Consider the following 22,855-nt stretch of genomic DNA (forward strand, 5'->3'; position numbering starts at 1 on the left):
CATCAGAACCGTCAAAGCGCACAGTCGCAAAACCGCTGCCGGTGTCATTGATGGTGACATCAAAGTTCGACCCTTTGGGGGCGTTGATATGGTAGGTTTCCGGCGTTCCGTTCGACTTGGCATCAAGCGTGACGTTCCCGTCAAAGGCCGCGACAGAGATAACAGTGCCAGCGACGCGAATTTGACGGTTCAGATCGTTAACGACCATGCGGTTGGCAGCACTGTCGCCACCGGTCAGCACCACGTTTTCAAAGATACCGTTGATATTTTCAACTGTGGCCACAGACCAGACATCGCCCGATGTGCCTGACAACGTCCCAACAACAAAGCGGTCTTCGAACAGGCCAAAGTCATAAGTGGCAAAGGTTTCCGTAAGAGTGTCGCCGACAGTGCCATTGCCGCCATCCTTGAAGATGTCAAAACCTTCGCCACCGGTCAGGTTGTCATCGCCGGTGCCGCCATCAATGACGTCATCAAACGGCGAGCCGATAATGCGGTCATTGCCGCCGTCGCCATTAAACTCAAGCGCGACAGTGTTCTGGGTCAAGGCTTCGGCGTTGATGGTATCGTTCAAAGCACCCGCATTGATGATCAGCTTGTCACCCGCAGCACGGCGGAAATCATTCAGGACAATGGCAACGGCAACGCCGGTGTTGCCCCAAAGCGCGTCAACCTTGATGTCGCTGGCGTCAACAGTATCTTGGATCAGTGTGAACGTATCATCGGCACCAGTCCCGTTGATGATCACGGTATCCGCGTTATTGTCTGTGGTGCCTTCGCGTGCAGCCGTATCGCCGATAAAGCCGGGCCCTTCGACGGCCAGATCGTCTTCGATGACCACACGGTTGACGCCCTGGCCCGAAATATCATCGATGATCACCGTGTCAGACCCGCCAAGCAGTTGGATCTGAACCGTACCGACACCGCCGTTGATCGTCGCACCGGTTGTATTGTCGACGTTGCGGATGACAACGGAACCGCGTGACAGACGCGCTGTATCGGCCGCGGACGAGCCGGTTACATAAAGCGTATCCTGCGAACCCGAACCGTTAACGGTCAGAATTCCGGCTGCGGCCAATGTACGGAATATCCGGTCGGCATCGGCACCACCTGTAACAGTGTCAGTACCAGCACCCGAGTCGATCTCGTCAGCGCCGTTGCCGCCATCAATGATGTCATTCCCCGCACCGCCAAAGATGATGTCAGCGCCGTTGCCACCGTTAATGGTCGCATTCCCTGTACCCAATTGCTGGATAAAGTCATCGCCGCCCATACCGTAAATATAGATTTGGCTGTTGCTGCTTGAAACGATCCGGTCGCCCAACAGGCTCGCGGTCTCACCTTCGGCAAGGGCGCGGGTGACATTGGCACCGTAAACCTCTGAACCGGCTTCTGCAAAGCGCCCAATGGTGATCTGATCGCCAAAGTCGGAGGTGCCGTCTGTCTTGTTGATCGTGACCTTGCCGCTGCCTTGATAGTCGACAACATCAATGCCATTGCCGCCATCAAACAGCAGATCCGCATCCACGCCTTCGCGCACAAGGATGACATCATCGCCGTCACCGCCGTAGCCGACGATCCGGTCCACACCGGTAAAGATCTGTTCGCGACCGGAATAGATAACCTTGATCGTGCCGGGTGCGATTTGTTCGATGATATAGGTTTCATCGGTAGCGCCTGCACCGACGCCGCGATCACCATTTCCGTCGCCCATATTCAGCACCAGATCGGCACCGCTCATTTCAGCCAGCTTGATCGGCTTGGGCAGTTCCAGATAGCCGATGGTAAAGTTCAGGTTCAGCTTGATACGAACGAACAGGATTTTGACGCTGGCATAAGCTTTGACGTTGATCGGAACGCGGCCCCCGGCCTCTACGTTTTCGATTTTCGCGCCAAACCCGATGCTGGCACCGCCCCAGTTGATCCCCAGACCATACAGGCTGACGGACGCACTGCCCGAGAAGCCAATGGAGAGATTTGACGGCGCGGTGCCGTCAGTGGGACGGGTTTGATAATCGTAGTAAACTCTGAAGGAGAAGCTGCCCTCCATACCAAAGCTGCGGCTACCCAGCAAAACGCCACCGCGCAAGGAAACGTCAAACGTACCGTCGCTGCGGAAAACGCCGTTCGCAGACATTGTGGCGATACCAAAGAAGTTGATGCTGGCGGTAAAGTTCACCGTCCAGGCGTCGTTGATAACGTTCACATCAAACGAGGCGTTGAACTTGATCGTCTTCAGGAACTGGACATCGCCAGCCAGCGCGAGGCTGAAGCTGTTGGCCGCAAGGGTAAAGCTGCCGATCTTTCTGATCTGGTTTGTGGTGTTCAGGGTCAGCTTGCCGCTGGCGCTGATATCAATGACGCGGGCGATGTTCGCATCAATCGACACGTTCAGCGCGATGGCAACACCGGTGATGTTAACGCCGGAGTAATACAGGCCAGCCGCACCCGCTGCGCGGACATTAAGACCACCCAGACCAAAGACGATGTCGAATGTCATCTCTGTCCGGTCGCTCAGGATTGCGATTGTTGTCGTACCATTGGCCCTTGAAAAGCCAACAAATTCGACACTGCCCTGGATCACCAGCTTGACGCCCGACCCGACAGAACGGGTGGTTCCGTTCACCACGATATCACGTGCAGAAGAGAAGGTGTTCAGCTCGAACGACGCCATGGCATCAAAAGTCAACACGCCGTTGATACCGGCCTGAACGTTGATGCGGCCAAAGATGACCATCCCGCCGTCCGAGATGACAATCTTGCCATCCAGCGTCAGGTTCGAAAGAATCCCGATCAGCGATGCTTTGACGTTGATTTCGGCGCTAACCGTTTCGCCGCCATTTGAAATCTCGAATTTGAACGCGCCGGACAGTTCAACAATCGGCGCAATCACAAGCTTTGCTTCGATATAAAGCGTCAGCAGGTTCTCAATCTTGATGACGCCCTTACGGTTGCCCGACACATCTATGATTTGCCTGCCGCCGGTCTCGTCCACAAAGCGCAGATAGTGTTCACTGATGCCGACTTTGCTATATTCATCATTACCGCCACCAAGCGGGTTCTTGTACAGGAACGTCTCGAACTCCTGAACCGTACCAAAGGTGTTGATCTCGAGGCTGAGGGTCGCATTCGCCTCGATGTCGACGCCCGGAATTGCAAGGCCGCTGTCGAGGGTCAGCATCGCGCGACCGACCACACCACTGTTGGCCCCGTCAATGCGGATTTCCAGATCAAGCAGACCGCTGACAACGCCGACATATTTGATCGATCCGCTCACGTTGCCGGTCAGGCGGGTGATATTCTGATCTCCCGTGCCAACAGTCGTCAGCGTCAAAGACCCGGTAAGCGTGACCGCATTCGCCAGAATGACGGACCCTTCCAACAGCGCAACAAAGTAGTAATCAGCGACTTCGGTCTGGCCCGGCGGGATCGCCGAGATCACGATCTTGGCAGGGGCATCCGCAGGCAAAAGTGGCAAGAAGCTGGTTGGAACAATGAATTCCTGATCGACTTTGGTGGTGTTGAAAAGAAGCGACACTGTGACGTCCAGCTTGAACAGATCAGCCGAGATACCGCCAAAGTCGCCTGTATCCTGCTCGCCGTCAGTGCTTTGGCTGCCGCCTGTACGCTCCAGCGACAGGCTGCCTGCGATGCCGGCACGGCCGCCCGCATCAGCCACCAGATCAACGATAAACAGCCCTTGTGCGCGGCCTTCGATCAGAACCAGATCACGGCTTGCACCAAAGATGGTCGCGCTTGCAGTTGCAAAAATCTCGATCCGCTCGGCGTTGATCGACAGGAAGAAACCACCGTTCAGCTCAGCCAGCGGGTTCGCGACCGGATCACCGCCCGGCACGGTCAAAATGACGGAGCCTAGAATTTCGAAGGCAAACGAACCGGCGAGCAGATCAAATTCACGCGCTTCGGAGGTCAGGGTGACCTTTCCATCGCGCTGGTCTGCAAAATACGTATCCGCACCGCTGGTAATGCGCCACTGATACACACCGTTTGCCAGCTTCTTGGTCAGCGCAACGGTCGCGTTTTCGGCAAGGGTTACATCACGCCCTGTTACAGCAAATGCCGTCCGCAACGCTTGGTCGACATCGACTTCGGCGAACATCGTTGCGGTGCGGTCAAGGCCGATCGAATTGATGTTGTTTCCTGTAATCTCAAGACCGAGTTTGTCGCCGGGAATACCTTCCAGGGCAATCGTCTCGATACGGTCTTCGCTGGAAAGGTTGATCCGCAGAACCGCGCTGCCGTTGACATGCAGCCCAAGGGGGGCCAATGCGCCAAAGTTCGTCTGGACCGCCGCAACACCCCAGAACTGAGGACGCCCGGTGTCGCCGCCGTCTTCGATGGTAAAGGAACCCGCGATGGAACCGACATTGCCAAGCTTGTAGATTTCAGCCGTGCCCGAGAACTTGAGTGTAAAGCGGAAGACATCGCCACGCACCGGATCGGCATAGGTGCCAAAGGTCAGGCGTGCCATCCCGCGTTCTTCCAGCAAGGGGTCGGTGATGCCGGGAACGTTGTAGCGGATGCCGCCGGCAATTTCGATGTAGAAGAGACGCGATGACGTATCGCCATCAGCCGGGGACGCACCATCTGCAAGGCGGTCAACGACCTTAAAGCTTTCGAGGCTTTGCGCGCCGGTATTTCCGGCAAGGTCGGTCCAGCTGCCCTCGTTGAAAGTTACCAACACGGTGCCTGCGGTGAATGCGCCGGTGGTGTAATAGCGGTATGTGCCGTTGCCCATATCATCGGGCGCGATTGCAAGGATATTAACGGAAGATCCGGCACCGCCGAGAGTAAATTCATCACCATTCAGGGTTGCGGTGTCCAACGCGAACAGTGGGTTCGTTGCCGGGTCGCCGAGGGTGTCGAAAGTAACGTCGATATAGCCGTTCGTCAGGGCACTTGTGATGCTGAGCGTCTGCGGGGTCTGAGCCTCGATCGCGGTGCTGCTTTCATAGCTCCAAGCGTCTGTACCATAGCTGAGCGTTACGAATTCGCCTGCCGCAAGCGGGTTGGCGGTGGTGCCGCCAGTAATTGTCAATTCGATCCGGCCCGGGGGTGCGCGGGCTGTATTCCCTGTGACAGTCAGGCTCGATCCATCGGCACGGTTAAGGGTAAAGGCACTGTTAAGAATGCTGTCGGTATCCAGCAGTTCGCTGGTGCCAAGCTGCAAGGTCAGGAAGTAAACGTCAGTGGTTTCGGATTGGACCTGAAGCTCGACACTGTTGGTTGGGGCGACCGCATCAATGGTATTGCCGCTTGTGTCCAGCCAGTTAAAGCTGCCGCCGATAAATTCGACCGTTACGTTATTTGCGGCTTCCGTCCCTTGGAAGCTGCCAATGTACCAGACGCGGAAGACGGCATCGTCTCCGTCCATCCCAAGATATTTGGGTGCCTGCGTATCATCCGCAACAATCGTACCGCTTGTGGCGCTAAAGATGACCTCGGGTGCCAGATCGGTGACCGATGCGACATCAATCCCGAAGGCATAGGTCGGCTTGGCAAAGCGCACGTCGATATAGCCGCGATTGTTCAGATCAGCCTGACCAATCACGCCGCCATCCACAGGGTCGGCCAAGCTGCCGGACAGTTGCAGAACCTGGAAGAACGCCTCGGCGGTGCCTTCGCCTGCGTTAACACCGGAGCTGAACGTATCCGCCACAACGGTCACACCAACGCGGCCCGCGGCAACATTACCGGTCAGGAAGTAACGGACTGTCAGGCCATCGCCGATCTGCATGGCGGTACCGGACAGCGTTGCACCGGTCACAGTAATCTCGTCGCCAAGGGTGGTCCCAAAGTCGATGATGTCACCGAATGTCGGAGTGAACCGCACATCAATCCACGACGTATCCAGCGTTGCCGCGACAAAGCTGGCGGTGCCGGAATTATCGGCCGCAGTGCCATCGTTGCGCAGAACAGTGGTTTCGCCGTCAATGCTGGCAATGCGCTGGATCGTGGTGCCGGTGGTGAAGGTGCCCGTGGTCCAATAGCGGAATTGATAGGCTTGGGTGAGTGTGGCCGGATTGACCGTTGGATCATCAGGGTTCAGCCACTCCGGTGCCTGCGTGTCATCAAAGGCGATGGTCACGTTGCTGCCGACGAATTCAAACTCCGGTGCAAGGTCGGTAATCGACCCGATCCGCAACCCACCGGCAGGACGCGCAAAGCTCAGATCGACATAGCCGCGGCCGTTCAGCGTGCCGATGCCGATTGCGCCGCCAGAACCCGGGTTCTGGATCGAAGCCTGCGCCCCGGCGATGTAGAAACTCAATCTCAACCCGCGGTTCTGCGCGTCTGTGCTGCCAAATGCGTTTTTGGCGATGATCAGCTCGGCATCACCGATCGACACGGCCCCATCAAAGAACACGCGCGTCACGCCATTGCCCATATCAAGCAGCGAAGTAACAGCGAGGCCCGCGTTACCGTTGACGGTCAGTGTCAGCTTTGTCAGATCGCCCGTGGTGGCAAAATTCGGCGCGAGGTCACCGGTCGCCGGCGTAATGAGAATATCGATATAGCTTGCATCGTTGCTGATCGCCGTACCGGTGCCGCCATTGGCAGCAACAAGCGTCAGTGTCTCGGCAGCCGTGGCCTTATAGGAAATCTGGTCTGCCTTGAACGTCAGGCTTACCGGTTCCGAAGCGTTGGTCGTTCCCGACAACAGCACGGCATATTGATACTGGACCGCGCTATTGCTGCCTGTCCCGTCATCAGCGCGCACTGTGTCCGCCGTTGTGACCAAGGTCGCCTTATAAGTCGCGCTGCTTGGCACCCCGACTGTGAATTCAGCCGCAGCATCCAGAAGCGACGCGACATCATAGGTATATCCGGTCGGTGCTGCGCCAAAGATGCTGGTCAAGGTGAGCGGGTTTGTAGCGCCGGTGATTGCGCCGGCTTCACCAATTTGAAGAACACCGTCTGTGACAGTACCCGTTCTAACAATATCAGCCGCAGCTTTGGTGTAGGCCCAGGAACCCGTAACCGCCGTCACTGTGACGCTCGTGGTTTCTGCCGCATCCGCAAAATCGCCGGTCAGCCAATAGCGATAGGTCAGTACCGTGGCACTTTCGATCCGGGTCGGCGCTTGGGCGGTATCCAATGCAATCGTGTTCAGACCGGCACCTGACAGCGTGAATTCAGGGGCAAGATCGGTAATCGACGCAAGATCATAGCCGGCAAACCCGGCGGGAAGCGTTGGGAATTGAATGTCGATATAGCTGCGTGCGCCAAGGCGGTTCACATCAATCGAAGTCCCCTCGCCGGGATTGAGCAATGTTGCGGTGGCCCCTTCGACAACCAATGTGATGGGTTCGTTGGTGGGTGTCGCGATAGACTGGTTGCCGTCGGCATCGCGGAACGCATCCGCGCCAAAGCGAAGCTCGTAGACGCCGGGCGCATACACCAGATCGCTTGGCAGCGAATATCTGAACTGGGTGATACCTTCGGAAGCAAGATACTCCTCAAGCGTCACATTCTGCGATGCAAGATCGGCGGGCACTGTCACAGCGGTATAGATGACCTTGCCGTTTTCATCGCTGGACGCATCATCGATAAAGCCTTGGCGCACAGCCTCAGGCGCGCCAACCGTAATGTTGGAACCATTGAGCGTCAGCGTGAATTCCGCATCCGTATCGAAAATAGATGCATAATCCAGCGCATTACCCGATGGCGCACGGAAGGAGATGATCAACTGCTTATCGGTGCCGTTCAGTGCAGTCACGTCAGCGGTGTATCCGGTAGCGGTCTTTGCAAATGGCCCGACGACAGATGCAGTCGGGCTCACGATGTCAAAGCTTTGCGCGGGGGTGGCGATATTGGCCAATCCGTCACGGCTCCAAGCGCCTGGTGTAAAGGTCACGGTGTACTTGCCCAAAGGCAGGCTGGTATCTGCAAGGAAATACCGGATCACATCCTTGCCAACGATCACGCGCTTGGCGTTGTCAGGTCCGGTGGATTTCAACGCTATCTCAATGTCGTCTTGATTGCGCAGAACGAACGGCACCCCACCAGCGGCAATCGCTTGGATGTTAGCTGAGGTCAATTCGCCGTCGATTTCAGGGATAAACCGGATATCGATCCAAGGCCCGGTTACAACTGTTGCCGTCCCTGTATCCGATGAATCCGCATCCACAACAGAGCTGAACAGCTCCTCGCCGGTTTGTTCGTTCAGATATGACCAGCCCTGGTTTACATATTCATAGCTTATTGGCCCTGTGGCCGTGCCGATGACCCAGAAACGATAGGTCGTGCCCCCAAGATGTACGGGTGCCAGCGTGTCATCAAGGACGACACTGCCCGGCGCGAGGATCAATTCAGGTGCAAGATCCAGGATCGACGCTTGGTTCAGAACAACATCGGGGTTGGCGGCATTCAGGTCTTCGAAAGTGACATCGATATACCCTGCGCCGTTGATCGCCGAGGCACCGATTTCAGTGCCGGCACCGGGGCCTGCCAGTTCCTGGGTCGGATTGGCCGCGCGATCCTGAACGATGGCAATCGCAACATCATCGCCAAGCAGCGTCTGGAAGCCAAAGCGTAAGCTGCCTTCGATGGTGATCAAATCAATCTGATCCGGGACTTTCGCTAGGAACAGGATCGTCGCCTCGCCAGCGGCGATCTTGCTAAGGTTGGCGTAAAGACGCGCGGACAGTGACAGGTTATCGGCAGCAAAGTTCAACTGACCGATCACAAGGATTTTGCCGTCGGTCGAGATCTTGATCGTGACCTGCCCGTTAAAGGTCAGCTCTGATGTATAAATCGAATAGAGCTTGGCACTGCCGGTGATGACCATCGGTGCCTGGAAAGCAGCAGCAAAGCCGCTTTGCGATGGGTTTGCCTGAACCAGCCGGTACTGGGTCAACACCTGACCGCGTACCATATCCAACCACCCGTCAACGCTCACGTTTGCGGGCAGCTGGAACGCGGGACCGGTCAGTTCGCCCGGTGTGGTGATGTCAGGCAAGCTGGTAAAGAAATCCACGCCGCCGGTGAAGTTGTTGATCGTCAGACCCGAGAACGGCTCGAGCAGGATACCCCCGGGGATCTGTGCGGTCACAAGAACACCCAACGGGCCAAGCTCGCTCATTGCAAAGCGGATGGTAAAGCCCGACAGACCGGCAAAGGCATATCCGGCTTCGACCCCGATAAAGAACACGCGGTCGGCAACCACGGTTTCAGTGTCCAACGTCGGAATTTCGTTGCCGGTAGCATCCACATTGATGATGCCGCCGATCAGCGTGCCTTCGATCTGGCCGCCAAACAGATTGCCCGAAATCGATACGCCCAATGCTTCGATACCGATGATCGGGTTCTTGCCATCCAGCAGCAGACCGACATCAATCTTGATGCCCTTGACCGTACCTTCGAAGGTGAGGCCCGGATTACCCTGCAGACCCGTAATTGTCGCGGAAAGTGTCAGCACAAACTTTTCGGGTGCGTTTTGAATGTCGGCCCATTGCACGCCAATTTCAGTGATGCGGATTGGCAACCAAGCTGGCCACTTAAAGGTGGCACCGGTGGCAGACCCGACACCGATAAACACGCCAAAGCCGCGCTTGGTGATAAAGCTGCCATCGCCAAGGAACGCGAACTGCCGCGCCTCGCCGATCAGGGTTACGGAGCCGACGGTCAGCTCGGCACCGATCGCGGCAAAGCTGATCAGCTCTTCGTCGTTGGCTGCACCGGTATCAAGGTTCAGATCAACGCCGGTCAGAACAAGGTTCGGCCCAAGCGTGATACGGAACGTGTCCATCCGCCAGATAAAGCCGTCAACGCGCCCGTCAGTAAAGGTCAGGCCAAGGCGGATCGCCTCGGTATCCGGCGCCCCCACGGTATCGGTCAGCTCTGGACCGGCGCGGTCGCGAATATCAGCAGAAATCGGTTTACCGGGTGCGAATTTCGCGCCGCCGGAGGCAAAGAAGATCGACCCGTTGAAGGTCACAGCCTGACCGAACACGACGCTAAAGTCGGTGACGCCGATGCGCAGGTCTTCGAACTCGAGCAGGCTGCCGAACCGGATTGGGCCGGTCTGGCTGTCCGTGCGCGTTGCCGTGGCTGCCGACGGGTTGCTGGTCAGTCCGCCATAAATCAGCTGTGCCGTCTTCAGGCTGAACCCGTTCTCATAGACGATCAGACCCGGCGTCAGGGCAGTACCGGTGATCAGACCCGTCAGGCCGAAGCTTGGGAAGGTCACCCGAACGGTGCCAATCTCGACCAGCTTCTGGCCTGCACCGGCCAATGTGTTCAAGAGATCCTTCGATGCATCATAATCGGGGTCATAGCCGATCTTGATGTTGAACGCTTCAAAGGTCAGGACTTCGGGAATGGTGCCGATCAGGCTATCCGCCGTGACCTGCCACTTGCCGGTAAACCCGATGTCGGGGTCGTCGCCATTGACCGTTGCCAAGACATCAATGCCCACGTCAAACTTGACCAGCAGACCGTTGATCACAACGCTTGTGCCGCCGCTATTGGACGTGGTGCTGCCAAACGCAAGGGCCGCACGGTCGGCACCGATTGCGATGGTCAGGATCAGGCGGCCATCCTTGAACGCCAGCTTATCAAGGCCGACAGAGGGCGATTCAATCGTGACTGGGCCAATATTGAACGTGAGACCACTGGTCTGCGCTTCGGGAATGTCAGCGACAGTAAACACCGAAGAATACTGAACCCGAAGTGGATCGGCAGAGGTGGCGGCAGGGGCCGTGGTGATGTCAGTGCGGTCGGTAATGGCAACACCATCCGCGGCACCAAACAGGACGGTTGTCGTCGGCAGACCCGTCCGGTCCTGCTCATAAGACCAGGTGCCCGCGATAAAGTCGACTTTCACATCACCGACACTGAACGCGGCATTGGACCGGGTATTCGCGGCGGCACCAACTGGGCTTGTCGGCACACCCACAACGGGCGCAGGTGGCTTGGCCGCGATGAAATAGCGCCATGTCGTCGCGGAAACCTGCGCAACCCCGATGACACCGCCGACATTCGCAGCGCCTTCAACAGCGGAAATACGGATTTCGTTGCCGTCGATTGTATCAACGTTCAACCGCTGCCCGACGGTCGTGCGATAGGTCACGTCGATAAACCCGGCAGCGTTCAACTGCGACGCATCAACCGTCGCGCCCGAGAACGGCTTGGCCAGCGAAATTGACGCGGCCTGCGCAGCCTCAAGACGGGCCAGTTCAAATTCGGCCGCGCCAAAGCCGGCACCAAGGGCGCGCAATACGCTGAAGCGTTCAATCTCGCGGGCACCCAGGGAATTCGCGCTGTCCTTCCAGGAATTCGCAAGGAACTCGACCTCATAGGTGATCGGGCTGTCTGTCGGGATGCTGTCAGGTTTACTCAGGATTTCGTAGCGGAAGGTCGGTTTGGCCGTGCCTTCAACAAGCGTTGCCGCACCGGACACTTCGATTACAAATTCCGTACCGGACTGGTTCACTGCACGGATGATGAATTCCTGCTCGTCATCAGTGATCGAGCTGTCCACGATCCCGTTGGGGTTCTCGGGCGTGCTCAGGTAGTTGTTGTTGTTATAGATCACATCGATGTAGGTCAGCTCGTCCAGGCGCACGATCTGGTTCTGCAACGGCGCTGCAAGATCGGCGCTCAGCTGTACCAGATCGCGGGGCCGCGAATTCACGGTGCCGGTCTGGCCGTTGATCGTATAGCTGGTCAGGCGGATGTCGGACAGTTGGAAGCCGTTTCCGCCACCAAAGCTGAACCGCGCAGCACCGCCAAGGCCGATGGCGCGGTTTGGGTCACCTTCGGGGTTTACCGTAATCCGCGTATCGGGGGCGAAAACCTCGATCACGCCAAGCGGCGTGCGGGTGAACTGAACGCTGTCAGACGTGATCACCACAACATCTTCGGCAGATGTCGCGCCGATACCGATGGTCAGCTTCTGGTCGCCGGTGCCGCCCAGGACCGTTTCCATCGTGCCGGAAACGAATTTGACGGCGAGGCTCGGCAGCATGTCATCGCTGTCAAGACGTGGAATATCAAGAACCTGCGTGGTCTCGATCGTCTGGCCGGAGTTGTTGATCCAGACCTCGACCGATCCCTGAATGCGCAGGCCATCAATGCCCACGACCGACGCGTCACCCTTGGCATAGATCGCAAAGGTACGCAGGCCGCTGTTCACGAATTCAAGCACGACAAGCTGGGTGTTGGTGATCAGCAAACCGACGTCGTCGGATGTGCTTTCCAGATCGGCACCCTTGTCGCCAAGGAAGATGCTGATGTTGCGCCCCGAAATACCATTGGTCACACCCGCCGCCGTGAAGGTTGCGTAATCGCCGATGTTGAGCGTGTTCACCGATCCCGTGATTGTCAGATAGGGGTCATAGGTCAGCGTCAGATCGGCAATGCCAAGCTGGATGAAGAACGGCTTGGCCGGCGTCGCGGTCTGGGCTGCGGTAAAGGTCAGGCGGTAGACGGCGTCACCGATATCAACGGTCTGATCGATGGTGCGCGCCGTGGTGTTGAAACGCAGGATGCCGGTGCCCGCAGCAGCAAAGTCACCCGTGCCACCTTGGGCTGTCAGCTCGATCTGCCCGGCCAGACCATTCCGCGTCGGATCGGTTTCACCAGCGTAATAGATGATCACACCCTTGCCATCGGTCAGGCCGTAAACGTCAGGGTTGGCAGGATCAGAGTCCGGGTCGGTATACGTCCCTGTCACTTCGCTGAACACAAAGATCGTGCGCTTCTTGACGTTGAACGGGTCCGTCACGTCAGAGAAGGACGAGATCGAGATCGTGCCGCCAAACTCAAGCTCGGGTGTATCAGTCGCCTCGATGATGCCGGTCGCGTTATCCAGATCAATCCTCAGACGCAGATCTTCACCCGTGATGCGGATGAATTTGCCTGCAGGCAGATCAAGGGTCCGTGTCGTCTGTTCGACCCCGTTCTTGTCGAGGTAGGTGGCAACATTGAACTCTTCATTGATGGCGACTGTTGCGGTGTTCAGTTCAAGCCGGAAGGTGGGGGAATCAAAGGCGAATGTCGTGCGGTCATCGGCAAAGGATTTGGCGGGCAGTGTGACATCGATATTGGCCGAAAGACCTGCAGGTGTAATCAGGATCAGCGCGTTGCCGGTCACGGCAAAGTCGATGGTGCCCATGCTGGCTGTGACATTGGTCGCGGAAATTTTGGTGACGACGGACCCGTTGCGGAGCGTTGTCTTCTCGAAGGTGATGTCGGCCTGAAGGGCAAAGTCTGCATTTGCAACACTGGTCGGTTTTACACCTGAGGTATTGATAAGGAGCGATGCGCCGGTTCCGGCGGTGGTCCCGATGGCTTCGAACCCGATGACAGTGTCCGTAAAGCCCTGTTCTTGGAATACATAAAGGAAATCTGGTTCAATTATCTCTGGGGTCGTTGCCCCCGGTGACAGGCCGGTAACCGTGGTAAAGTCGAATGCAGGCAGAACAACTTGGGGGCCCGTTGGCGCGCCAGCCCGGCCTTGGTTGACCTTGATCTTGATGTTGTTGGCTTCCAGTGCAACGCCGCCGACACCCACCAGATCAACGCCCGCGACCTCGGCGTACAGCGCGGTATAACGGTCGCCGTTCAAGGTCGCGACGTAAGACGTGTTGGTTACGGTGGTGACCTCATCGACCTGCGACAACAGCGCCAGATCAAATGACATGCCTTCGATGGCAACACCAACCGCATTGCCAGCAACAGCCGGGGCGGCCGACGTGCGTGCATCGGTATCAAGCACAAAATACGGCCCGCCAGCACCAACAAATGCGTTGATGTTGCTGCCGCTAATCTGGGTAACCGCGAAATTCTTGTTCGTCGGATTGGCAGACGCAGCCAGCACCAGACCCTTGGAGAATGTCACATTCCCAGACAGGAAGACATATTGGTCAATCCCGATGACGGCAAAACCTGTCACCTCAAAAATTTCGGCCGCCATCGACAGCGTGACATCATCTGCGGGGTTCAGACCTGTGGGAATGGCCAGGTTGTTCATATCAAAGTTGATCGCCCGACCGACCGATGCAGCGTTATAGAACACCTCAAAATCATAGCCGCCAAGGGTCAGACCATCGACCCCGACAAGCGCCACATCGCCACCCGCGTTCAGCGCAGTATAGGACCCGGCATTCGGTTGACCGGCGGCGATCGGCAGTTCCGATACCGGATCAACAGACTGGAGCAGTGCCATCGCGACAAAGCCGTTTGAAATTTGCAACCCTACCAGATCAGTCTGCGCCGCGAATGTCTTGCTCAGGTCATAACCCGTGCCGACAAAAATATTAACGTCCCGCGCACCGACGGTGATCAGGCTCATCTTTCTGGCCTGACCATCGGCCAAAACCACATCCAGCAACGCGTCACCCTGCCGGAAGGCAAATTCGCCAGAGATGAACACATATTCCTCAACGCCCAACACGATCGAACCGCGCACTTCCAGCAGTCCTTCGGTCAGGTCGTCAAAGGTGATCGCAGGGTTGGAGCCGACAGCCACATTCCAGATCGTGGTATCGCTAAAATCAAGTGTGCTGGCACCAAGGGTCGGGGTAGACGTGCCGTTTATCGCAACGTTCAAGGTACCGCTTAGGACCAAACCCTCGATGCCCAGCAATGCCGCGGTGCCGCTGGCCTTGATCGCATACCAGGACTTTAGCGGCGCGGTAGATGTCGGGGATGCCGGCGTTTCGGATACCAGCAAGATGCCAAGGCTATCGACGGTCAGGGCGACACCGACAACATCGCTGGCAGGGTCAACGGCGGTGGCACGCCCTGTTGCATCTGTCAGATACTCAGGTGTTCCGTTTCCGGCAAAGACAACAACATTGGCAAGGCCAAGGCGCAGAACCGATGTGTTGAAGGGCGTGGCGTTATCCAGTGTCCGTGCGGCGACGTTTTGCTCCGAAACTAGGCTGGCTTCGCCGCGGACATGGACAAAGTCGCCGACCACAATCGTCGCATCTGCATAAAGGGCGATGGCATCACGGGTCATGTCCAGAACGGTGACTGTATCGGGCTCCACGACACCATTGGTATTGGTGGCCGAAAGAATGTCATAGCTGGCGGGAGTGATGGTTATGCCGTCTGACCACTCGGTTGAATCGAGGTTAACGGCCTGGGTCCAGTCAAGGACGGCAAGAGGTGCAAGGCTGCCTTTGGTTGCGGCAGAGTTCAGTTCAAGCGTGCCGCTGTTCAGCGTCGCCTCGATTACGTCCACCCCTTCTAGGGTCGCGGTATCGATGTTCGCCTTGAGGCCGAAATAGCCGCGGGCATCCAGAGCAGGATTGGAAGACGTAATGCTGGCAAAAACCAGCTCCGCATTGGCAACCGACACACCCGGTCCGTCGCGGTTGCCAATCGTAAGGCCCGGATCTGCTTGAGTTCCGACGACGCCAAGGCTGATGCGGGTCAAGACAGTATTGTTCATGTCTGTCGCCAGATCAAAGCTTTGGTCGCTGTTGATGTCGACATCGACAATATCCTGCGCAAAGCTGAACGTGGCATCTGCAGCGATAAAGTCGAACGCGCTAAAGGTGACAGCGCCAGTCACGAGCGTTCGGTCTGCTGTCGCGTTGAACTGCGCTGTCAAAGGCGCGCCAAGCGGGCCGTAGTCAAAAAACACGCCCTCGCCCGTGATCGCTTCGTCGGGCACTACAACAGTTGTCCAGTCAAAGCCCGGATCAGATGCGGTGAGCGGCACGTGGGAATAGTAATCCAGCGTGACTGACGTAATCACGAAATCAATCTCGGACGGCAGACCGGTGATCGTGGCATCACCAAGGCTTGCGGTGATCGCGGTCGCGCTCGGGATCGTGGTAACTGTTGCGGTTGGAACAGCGTCGGGAACGGCAGACAACAGGGCCACAGCCACATTACCGTTGCCGATTGAAATGCCGACCCCACCCGGCTGGCCGATAAACAGAGGATCAGTCAGGGTCATGCCGAGCAACAGCAGCCTGGCGTCCTCAACCGCGGCATCGCTATCAAGCTGCGCGGTCACGCCGGATACCACTTGCAGATCGAAGGTTGCACCAAGATCGACAAAGCCGAAGGCATCCAGCATGAGGGTACCTGACACTTTCAGATCGGTGCCCGCATCAAATACATCAGGGACCGCAGTGAACTGGGCAACGTTAATCCAGTCCAGCTTGGTGCCGGCGGTGGTGTCTGCATTGGTCGCCTTGTTAAAGATGACGGCGATGTCGCTTACCGTGATTTCAAAGCCTTCTGGCATCCCGCGCGGTGCGACCTGTGCAGCGGTCGCATATAGTCCGGTCCAGCTGCGTGCAGCCCCACCAACAGTCGCCGGGGTTTCATTGACAACATAAAGGTCAAGCGCCGCATTGGTGACGGCAAAGCCGGTACCCTGCTGGGCCACACCGGTAACAGTGCCATCGGCAAGACCGTCAACCCGCGTAAACGCGCCACCGTCGCCAATAAACATATAGGCGCTGGAAAGGTTGAACTGGACGAGCTGCGCATTTGCAATCGTGATGGCCCCGTCGGTGACACCTGCGACCGTTTGAACAGAGCCCGAGAAACCTGCCGCAACGATCACGTTGTTTTGGATATTCAGCTCGATCTCGCCACCAAAGGACAGATCAAGCGTCTGATCGATCGTGCCGATGCGCGTGCCGTCGAAATCAGCGATACCGGTCCAGTCCAGTTTGGTGGTGTCGGTTGCGGCCCCGTTAAAGCGGAAGGTGACATCACGCGCGATGGCCACGATACCATCGATGCCGCGCAGATCCGCCTGCCCGATCCGGCCCGCAACGGCCACCCAGCTAAGCGGCGTTGTTTCTGTCGACGGCTGGCTGATAATCCCAAGCTCAAGGTTCGCGTCTTGGACCGCAATGCCCGTGCCTGTGTCTTCCAGACCTGTCGCACGGCCCGTGCCGTCATAGATAAACGCGCCCCCGGCCCCGGCAAACAGCGTGGCACCGCTGATCGTCAGCGACAGAACAGACGCATCCGCCACTTCGGTGCCATTGCCATCATTGATCGTTTTGGTCTTGGCGCTGACCCCGAAGGCACCGAACAAAAGCACATTGTCTTCGATACGGACCTCAACGGCACCTTTCACACTAAAGTCCAGATCGGATGTAATGCCATCGGTCGCATCCGTGATCGGATTTGCATCAAAGATGGGTGCATCCGTGGCATCAAGGGTTGTCCAGTCCAGCTTGACCGCAGTGCCAGCCGCATCACTCGTGACGGCAGAATTCAAGAGGATTTCCAGATCGTAGGCCTTGAGGTTAATGCCGTTGATCCCGCGAACATCCAGTTGTGCGGCCCCGGCCCTAAGCGCGGTCCAGTTTTGCGTTGTCGCCTGAATGGTCGGATCTGACTGGCCCTGACTGATCGACAACAGGTCGAGGTACAGATTTTGGCCAGCGAACCCGGTACCGCCCGCCGCAATACCGTCAACAACCCCGTCGGTTTCGGTAAAGCTGCCGCCGACCCCGGCAAAGATATAGCCCGAATTCACAGAGAAGCGCATGACATTGACGTTCTCGCCAGCAGCGACATCGCCGGGCAAGGCATCAAGTGTATCGAGCGTGACGATCTCGCCCGACAGGGTTCCGGCCAGTAGAACCGAATTGTCAATCTCGCCTCGGAAAGACCCGCCAAAGGCGACATTCAATGTAGTGTCGATTGCGCCCACTTGGGTCAGTCCGGTCACAACATCAAACGCGGTGGCGTCCAGCGTCAGGGTGGTCCAATCCAGCTTGGTCCCGGATACCACATCCGTCACATTGGTGCGGAAGCTCAGGTTGGAGGCACTGGCCACAAAGCCATCTGGCAGGCCCGCCAGATCGGCGGTCGCCACACTGACATCAACCGCTGACCAGCTGCGCAAGCTGCCCGCTTCTTCGATCACAAAGGCAAGCTCGGCGGAAACACCGCTGGCATCAAACCCTGTCGCACCTTCCAGATCAGCCAAAGCGATCAGGCCGGTAATGACTGTCGGGTTGGCCGCATCATAGGTGAACCCGCCGCCCACACCGGCAAACAGTGCGGCATCCGAAACGGTGAATGTTGTGACATTCGCGATAAAGTCAGCCGTGGTTCCACCACCCGAAACAGTGTACCCACCCGTCGCGATGGTGAACCCACCACCGAGATAGACAAAACCGTCACCGTAATAGAGCGATCCGCCAAGGGCGAAATCAATGCCGCTATCTAGATCACCGAGCGCCGTAGAAGCATCCAGATAATTGATCGTGCTCCAATCCAGCTTTGCAACTTCGTTACCGAGCGCATCCAATGCAATATTGACTTTCAGGCTGACATCATTTGCCTGCGCTTCGACATTATCGAGGCCCAAGATCTGCGCCAGATCAAAGCCGCCGGTCAGACCGATATAGGTTATATCGTCATCGACCACGGCAGGGTCGCTGCCTTGATCAATCAAGACCCCAAAGGCCAAACCTGCGTTCTCAACATAGACGCCGGCAGCATTGCCCCGTTCAATCACGCGGTTCCCGAATGCATCGTCGCCAAATTGCGCGCCGGACCCGCCAAAGAACGTGGTTTCACTTAACGTCAGCAACAGCAGGTCGCCGGTTACTGCCCCTACGGCGGTTGCCTCGGCATCTGCGACCACGGCCATTGTAAACGTTGAGGTCAGATAGGCAGCGCCAGGAACTTCCAGCGTCAATGTGCCGCCGATCTTGAACTGTTCTAGCCCGTTCAGGCCAAGCGTTGCATCGGTCAGGTCCAGCTGTGGCCCTGTCAGATCATCCGCAAGGTTCTTCCAGTTCATGATCGTCGGCGTCAACGCGGTCGATGCAAAGTTTCCGGTGACCAGAAAGTCGCGCCCGTCAATATTGATGCTACCCGGCGCGCCAAGACCAACCACGTCGATCGCCCCAACCGTCGCTCGGAACCCCAGCCATGTTTCCGGCCCTGCCAGATCCGCGCTGTTGCGCGCGATGATCGCAAGTTCATATCCGACACCTGATGCATAGAAGCCCTGGAAAGCGGCGGTCACGCCCGTTGGCGGACCATCAACTGTGTCACGTGTAAACGGTTCTGAAATCAGGGTGCCATCAACGTCAAAGACATAGGCGGTGGTACCGGCGGCAAAGAACCCGTCGCTCAGCTTGAAGGTCACGACGGTTGCATCCACTGCCGTGATCGCGCCGTCATCAATGGTCTGCGTCTTGACCGACAGTTCCATCGTGCCGGCAATCGATACGGTGTCGGCAATCGCGATCTCGACGTTCGCCAGCAGCTCGATACCGTCAAAGCTGAGGTCAAGATAGGATGCACCCGCAGGGTTCTGAAGCGCGACCTGGGTCCAGTCCAAGGCGGTGCTGAGATCGGAAGCGGCATTCAGTTTCACCGACAATTCGCGCGCGATCAGTTCGGTCTGCGGCAGACCAAATGCCTGCGCCGCCGTGGTAAAGCTGACCCCACCGTAAACCACGGATGCATCGGTTGCAGTGGCCTGTGTTTTGAACAGGCCCAAGGTGAAGTTGAAATCGGTAGCAAGCACACCTTCGGCGTTCGTAATGTCAAACTCTATGTCCGCCGGCGCGATCAGAACACTCGGCAGTTCAACCCCGACGCCGATAAAGGCAGACGCGTTTTGCAGTTCGAATACCAGCAGATCGCCAAACACCGTATCGGTCGACGGCAGCGTAACATCGGCGGTGGTTTTGGTCAGCGTCAGCCCACCCGCAAAATAAGCAACATCCGTGTAGGTAAAGACGCCCGACCCTGCGATACGCTCGGACTTTTCTTGGAAGATCAGCGCGGCGGTACCGGTGACCGATGCAAATTCGGCCGTGGCCGCTGCAAAGGCCGGTGCTTCGCGCAGCACCACCGCGTCGGGGATGTCGACCCCTGAAACGACCGCCCCTTCAGAGGCAACGTTCAGCAGAATTTCCGCCTGACCGATGGACCCTTTGATTGCGTCCGCATTGATCAGCGTCAGCTGGTCGATGGACGCAGAAAGCGACGTCCATACATGATAGCCCGAGACATCCGCGACGGTATAGGCCTGACGGTAGAACCGGAGGTCGAAATTGAAGTTCTCGCCCTCAACACCGGTTGCGAGGTTTTCAAGGTCGTTCGCTTTATTCGAGAAATACAATTCGACGTCGGAACCCGCAAACAGAGTGGCGGCGGTAACGGATAGGGTGACGATATCAACGTTTGCCAGCTCAACCGCACCGCCTCCAATCGCAAACCCGTTGACGGTCTGGTTTTGAAGAATGGTGGTGTTAACAGTGGTTGTGCCCGCGCCCAGCGACAGGGTCACAAAATCACCCACGGTCATTTCATAGACATTGGAGGCATCAGCTGCGGTGTCTTGCTTGCTGTTGTCAAATCCGTGGGTCAGCAAACCGCCCGTGGCATAGATGATCGCGTCATCCTGGGTGCCGCCCACCAGCTTGCCGATATTCTCAAACTGGGTGATCCCGTTTTCGGAAGTCAGCGTGCCCGCGTTAACCGAAACGATATCCCAAACACTGTCGACGTCCTGGCCTTCGATCACGTACAGCGCGGTGTCGGTATTGTTGCCGCCGCGCAGCAACCCGATATTGGAATAGGCCAGCGTAAATGTTGTTGTGGCATCTGTTGCAAAACTCAGCGTGCCGCTGTCGAGGCCTGCAATGGTAAAGGTGCCTTCCGGGGACAAGCCGCCAAACAGATCATCGGCACCAACCAACGCGTCAGCACCGCCATCCAGACCGATCAAAGCGGTTATCTCACTTCCAGTCGTGAGAACCTGCTCGGTCAGACCAGCATCGCTATATGCCGTGATCCCGCCGGTCGCCGAAACCTGATAGTATAATTGCCCACTCAGCGCGGCAGGAATGATTGAGATGTCACCCGGCAAAAGCAGGCGCTCGCCCTCGGCCAGTGCTTCGCCCATCAAGGCCAGCCCGCTCGTATGATCCAGACCGGATGCATGGCCGATCTCGTGCAGGATCACGGTCAGCAGATCGACGCCTACGGCGGCATCGTTACCGGCCGCTTCCAGACGATAACCGTTAAGAGTTGTGAATTCGGTATTCGCGGTTGGCGTGGTATCAATGAACCACCCTGCCCCGGCTGCATCGCCATCAAGTGTAATGGTGTTTGTCGCTGCGGAATAGCTGGCCAAAGTTCCGGCTGCCAGATCGCCGATAACAAAATCAAGACCGGCTGGCACTGTGCTTCCGGCCGCAGTCCAAAGGGCAACTGCGCTATCGAAAGTTGCTTGCGCCTGAGCATTCAAGGTGATGGGTGTTGCGACACCAGTAATAGGGCCATCAAGTGTCAGGTTGTGGACGTCAGAAACGCCCAAAGCAAATGTTGCATGTGCATCATCTGCGGAAAGAACTTCAATCGAACCATGCAGCTGTGCAGGTGGCCCCGTGGACGGGTTGCTTTCCAGCGTGACCGGGGTTGCGACAAAATCGAGCGAGGATGTGATCGTGGGTGCCTCGATGACCGGCGCATCACTTTCGGACACATCCAGTGCAGGCTGGACTGCCCAAGCCTCTGGCCACTCGACTTCGACATCCACAGGATCAAGCGTTTCGATCTCTGCAACTCTGGCATCTTGACCGGCAACAGCGTCGATCACTTCAACGATCGCGGCCGTGTTGGCCATCGGATCATCCCACCCCGCTTTGTCGGCGATGCGGGCCATCTCTCCCAAGACGGGATCAGCAGACAAAAGGATACGGGGCTCGAGCGCTTCTACGCGAAAGGATTCCTCGCGGTTGAGGCTATCATCAGTGGGGTCACGCATGATGCCTTGAGAATGGAATCGCGAAGGGTTAGCGCGTGCGCCTTCCCCCCGGAACATTCTCTTTAGCAGCGATAGACCAAACATTAATAATTCCCGAATACCGTGGCAGCGGCGCAGCGGCGCAATTAGAAACAGCGTGCGCCTTGAAATAATTGGCGCGTAAAAATAATAGATCAAAGTAGCTAGACCTTATGATCATGCATAATTTTAGTGATGATTCATAGCTCTTTCTCAGGGTCTTCTTACTATTCTGAGCACCCCCCAGGGGCTGGCGTTGTGTAATTTTCAGCAATCTTTGCGCAGATGAGGCCATTGTTTCCAACCCTCGAACAAAGCGTCAATCCGCAAACCCGAAGCTCATGCGGAGGTAAGGACCTTGCGCGCGCGCCCCCTGCCTTCCGGCTCCTACCGATGTGCGCCCAGCCAAGGGCGTACATTATATATAGTACGGCGGTTTTTTTTGCATTTCCTTGAGAGCCAGGCGGGACAGCTTGCGTGATAGAAAGCACCCTACCCTCTTGACCACGCCGCGTGATGAACGGTGGTTTCCACATTAGGGCCCTCCAAACGGGCCGCTTCTGAAACCTGCTTGTGACGTCAGAAGCACCATTCGAATGACGTCAATTCTCTCCATCGCCGCCAAGGGCGTCTGAAATCGGCAAGCCATTTCGGGCAAATTATCTGTGTCGGGATAAACGCAGCACTGGCTCCTTAGGGTATTTCAGGCTAGACTGCCCTTGGGATTACCGATCATATACCTTGTTGCGCCTACGACGGCCGCAAGCCCCTTAGATCGCCAGATTCCTCAAAGCGTCGCCGCATGATCGCCATACAGGGCACCACAGGAGGCCCTAAGGCGCGATCTAAATGGCGAGCCAGCCATATCAACAGGCACACACGGCCTGGGTGGGAATGGCGAAATCTGATCAAATATTTTATTGCATATACACATTTTTACAGTTCAACATTATTACACTATTACATATTTCACAAATGCATCCCTACAAATTGGCATGATACGTTTCTACATTTCACTGGGTTTACAGCCCGACAAAATACATATCAACTTTTGTACATGCTTACATTTCGACATATTTGACTATT

The 22,855-nt window shown here is 56.9% G+C and carries 1 protein-coding gene (running past one end of the window); it reads right to left on the reverse strand.

Annotation, left to right across the window (positions count from 1 at the left end; genetic code table 11):
* Nucleotides 1-21,751, reverse strand: the 5' portion of a protein-coding gene (locus tag ACSQ13_RS00160; RefSeq protein ID WP_295510023.1) for an LEPR-XLL domain-containing protein. The gene continues 13,796 nt to the left of window position 1, outside the view; 21,751 of the gene's 35,547 nt are visible here — the first part of the coding sequence; its start codon is at nucleotides 21,749-21,751; the stop codon falls past the left edge of the window.
* Nucleotides 21,752-22,855 lie beyond the last annotated feature (1,104 nt).

The sequence above is a fragment of the Sulfitobacter sp. SH22 genome (genome assembly GCF_965641905.1).
GTDB lineage: Bacteria > Pseudomonadota > Alphaproteobacteria > Rhodobacterales > Rhodobacteraceae > Sulfitobacter.